Source organism: Blautia sp. DFI.6.71 (assembly GCF_020593585.1).
Lineage (GTDB): Bacteria > Bacillota > Clostridia > Lachnospirales > Lachnospiraceae > Blautia_A > Blautia_A wexlerae.
Genome location: NZ_JAJDMJ010000146.1, coordinates 1 through 797 on the forward strand (window position 1 = coordinate 1; position 797 = coordinate 797).

1 protein-coding gene is annotated in these 797 nt (G+C 37.8%); it reads right to left on the reverse strand.

Going from position 1 to position 797, the window contains the following annotated elements:
• Positions 1–138: 138 nt before the first annotated feature.
• On the reverse strand, positions 139–609 hold the full coding sequence (gene tnpA, locus LJE12_RS19640; protein ID WP_008708385.1) for an IS200/IS605 family transposase: 471 nt from the start codon (positions 607–609) through the stop codon (positions 139–141).
• Positions 610–797: the final 188 nt, after the last annotated feature.

The following is a 797-nucleotide window of genomic DNA, read 5'->3' on the forward strand; positions in this document are numbered from 1 at the left end:
AATCACGACCACCGGCTTAGCCGGTGGTTTGCTTTGACCCTATAAGGGTCTATTACCGGCACTGGAGTCTAAAGACTCATCGAAATAGGTTCGCCAAGCGCAACATCATTTACCTACAAAGCCCTTTCGGGCTTATCTTTATTTGTTACGTTTTACTGGCTCACCCGTAAACGGGTCAATATACTCTTTCAGTGTCATTTGATCATATTCCAGATCATCCTGTAACTGATTTGCTATATATTCCTGTATTTTCTTTGCATTTTTCCCTACCGTATCTACATAATATCCGCGACACCAGAAATGTCTGTTTCCATATTTGTACTTCAGATTTGCATGTCTTTCGAATATCATTAATGTACTCTTTCCTTTTAAGTACCCTACAAAATACGATACACTTATGCTTGGCGGAATTTCTACTAACATGTGTACATGATCTGGACATATCTCTGCTTCAACAATTTTTACACCTTTTCTTTTGCATAACATACTCAAAATATCTGCTATATCCTGTTTAATTTTTCCATATGCTACTTTTCTTCTATATTTTGGTGCAAAAACAATATGATACTTACAATTCCACTTTGTATGTGATAAACTATTATTATCCATATGGATACCTCCTGTGTATATTAGTGCGGTTGGCGAACCTACATTAATTATACCACCGGAGGTTTTTTTCTGTAAGCTGAAGCAATGCTGACTCACCTGCATAGCAGGTGGTTTATTTGTTTTCCAAAGCTCCGTTTTTCGGATCAGCGAAAAACTCCACAATGGCAAACAGGGCTTTGCCCTAACAA